This window comes from Streptomyces sp. NPDC049577, from assembly GCF_040675635.1.
GTDB lineage: Bacteria > Actinomycetota > Actinomycetes > Streptomycetales > Streptomycetaceae > Streptomyces.
This window is the reverse complement of the sequence record NZ_JBFAPH010000526.1, coordinates 1-2,670: the sequence shown is the minus strand read 5'-3', so window position 1 is coordinate 2,670 and position 2,670 is coordinate 1. Positions and strand designations below refer to the sequence as shown.

At 76.2% G+C, this 2,670-nt stretch carries 3 protein-coding genes; 1 reads left to right on the top strand and 2 read right to left on the bottom strand.

The genetic code is table 11. From position 1 onward, the window contains the following. Positions 1 to 1,301, bottom strand: a 1,301-nt coding sequence (locus tag AB0K09_RS32125) for an aminotransferase class I/II-fold pyridoxal phosphate-dependent enzyme (RefSeq protein ID WP_366068920.1), incomplete at its 3' end; no start/stop codon positions are given. A gap of 35 nt (positions 1,302 to 1,336) precedes the next feature. On the opposite strand from AB0K09_RS32125, the gene AB0K09_RS32120 reads away from it, so the two are divergent. After that, on the top strand, positions 1,337 to 2,032 hold the full coding sequence (locus tag AB0K09_RS32120; protein ID WP_366068918.1) for a pyridoxamine 5'-phosphate oxidase family protein: 696 nt from the start codon (positions 1,337 to 1,339) through the stop codon (positions 2,030 to 2,032). Here the strand turns inward: AB0K09_RS32120 and AB0K09_RS32115 are convergent. Further along, the coding region (locus tag AB0K09_RS32115) for an EamA family transporter (protein ID WP_366068917.1) at positions 2,019 to 2,670 on the bottom strand (652 nt) is incomplete at its 5' end. The two genes, AB0K09_RS32120 and AB0K09_RS32115, sit on opposite strands and share 14 nt — an antisense overlap.

The window sequence follows — 2,670 nt, the reverse complement described above, 5'->3', positions numbered from 1 at the left end:
GTCGCGGACGCCAGCGCGTCCGCGACCGGCCCTATCTCGTTCTCGGCGAGCGGCGAGACGGTCAGCCGCACGCCGGGCGGCGAGGCCAGCCGGAAGCGCGCCCCGGGCGCCACCGCCCAGCCCGACTGCAGCAGCCGCGCCACCGCGCCCGTCTCGTCCGGCACCGGCAGCCAGACATTCATCCCACTGCGCCCGTGCGCCGCCATGCCCCTCCCGCGCAGCGCCTCCACGAGGGCGTCCCGGCGCCGCCCGTACGAGGCGGCCACCACCGTCTGGTCCACGGCGCCCGTCCGCCACAGGTGCGCCACCGTCTGCTGCAGCACATGGCTGACCCAGCCGTGCCCCAGGCGCTGGCGTCCGTTGACCCGGTCGAGGGTGACGGTGTCGCCGGTGAGCACCGCGAGCCGCAGGTCGGGCCCGTAGGCCTTGGCGGCCGAACGCAGCAGCGCCCAGTGGTCGGTGGCTCCGGCGAGCGGGTGCAGCGGCAGGTCGACGATGCCGTGACCGTGATCGTCCTCGATGAGCAGGACGTGGGGGTGGGCGGCGAGGACGGCGCGCAGCTCGCGGGCGCGCTCGGCACCGATCGCGGCGCCGGTGGGGTTCTGCGCGCGGTCGGTGACGACGATCGCCCGCGCGCCCTGGCGCAGGGCCTGCTCCGCCGCTTCCGGCAGCGGCCCCTCGTCGTCCAGCGCCACGGGCACGGGGCGCAGCCCGAGCGCGGGGACGAGATCGAGCAGGCTGCCCCAGCCCGGATCCTCCACCGCCACGGCGTCACCCGGCCGCAGATGCGCCGTCAGCACCCGCTCGATGCCGTCCAGCGAACCCGAGGTGACCGCGATCGGGCCCGCGGGCACGCCGTCCGCGGCGAAGGCCGCGCGGGCCATGCGCTCCAGCTCCGTGTCGACCCGGGGCGCGCCGTAGAGCACGGGGCTCCGGGCGGCGCGCGCGGCCGCCTCGGCGAGGGCCACGCCGAGCGGCGGCAGCAGCGCGGGATCGGGGTTGCCCGTCGAGACGTCCCGCACGCCCTCGGGCACCTCGACCCGGATGAGCTCGCGCGGGGTGCTGGCGGGGCGCGGACGCACCCGGCTGCCGCGCCGGCCCGCCGTCTCGATCACCCCGCGCTCCCGCAGGGTGCGGTAGGCGGCCGCGACCGTATTGGGATTGACACCCAGCTCGATCGCCAACTCCCGCATCGGAGGCAGCAGTTCTCCCGGCGCGAGCCTCCCCGCGCCCACCGCACGCTCCACGCTCGCGGAAATGTCCGCTGCGCGACGACCCGTGATCCGATACTCTCCTAGCACAAACCAGATTATGCACTAGTGCAATGGAGGACGCAATGCCGGGCCAGGAATCGCGGCAGCAGGAGCAGCCGGCTTACGAGCGGACCGAGCGCACCACCCCGTCCCGCTACCGGGACCGCGCCTCCTACGACCGCGAGCTGGTCCACTCGATACTCGACGCGGGCTACGTCTGCCACCTCGGCTTCGTGCGCGACGGCGCCCCCGTCGTGCTGCCGACGCTCTACGGGCGCGTCGGCGAGCGCCTGTACGTGCACGGCTCGACCGGTTCGCGGCCGCTTCGGGAGGCCGGTCAGGCCGAGGAGCCGGGCATGCCGGTCTGCGTGACCGTCACCCATCTCGACGGCCTGGTCCTGGCCCGCTCGGCCTTCCACCACTCCCTCAACTACCGCTCCGTCGTCGTGCACGGCACGGCCCGGCGGGTCACCGACGAGGAGGAGCTGACCACCGCGCTCGACGCCCTGGTGAACCAGGTCGTGCCGGGCCGGGCGGCCGACTCCCGGCCGGCGTCGGCCAAGGAGCTGGCCGCCACGGCCGTGCTGCGCGTCGAGCTCTCGGAGGTCTCCGCCAAGGTGCGCAACGCGGGCCCCGGCGACGACGAGGAGGACCTGGGCCTGCCGCACTGGAGCGGAGTCGTCCCCGTGACCACCGCGTACGGCGCGCCCGTCCCGGCGGACGACCTCGCCCCCGGCATCCCCGTCCCCGGCTACCTCGCCGGTCTCACCCGCCGCTGACCGGCCCGGCGAGCGCGGCCGTCTGCTGTCCGCGGGCCTCGGCCCAGGCCAGGGCGAGGACCGCGCTCAGCAGCAGGGCCGTGCCCAGCATCGTCGCGGCGGTCAGCCGCTCGCCCAGCAGGGCGACGGCGATGCCGGCCGCCGTGACCGGCTCCAGCAGGGTGACGACCGTGGCCGTCGTGGCCCGCACGGCGGCCAGACCCGCGAAGAACAGCGCGTAGGCCAGCACGGTCGGGACCGTCACCAGATAGCCCAGCAGCCAGAGGGTGCGGCCGAGTCCGGCAGTGCGCGGCCACAGCCCCTCGGCCGCCGCGAGCGGCAGCAGGCAGGCCGCGCAGACGGCGAACGAGCTGAGCGTGGCGTCCAGCGGGTCCGCCGGGCGGCCGGCCCGGCCGAGGTATCGCGTGCCGACCGTGAGCGTGGCGTAGCCGGCGGCGGACAGCAGCGCCAGCGCGACGCCCGCCGGGCGCACGGTGCCCGTGCCGTCGCTGCCGAGCGTCAGCACGGCGAGCCCGGCGAGCGCGCCGGAGACGGCCGCCCTGCCGCCCGCGCCGAGCCGTTCGTTCATGAGCACCCTGCCGCCGAGGGCCACCAGCACGGGCGCCGCGCCCAGGGTGACGACGGTCCCGACGGCTATG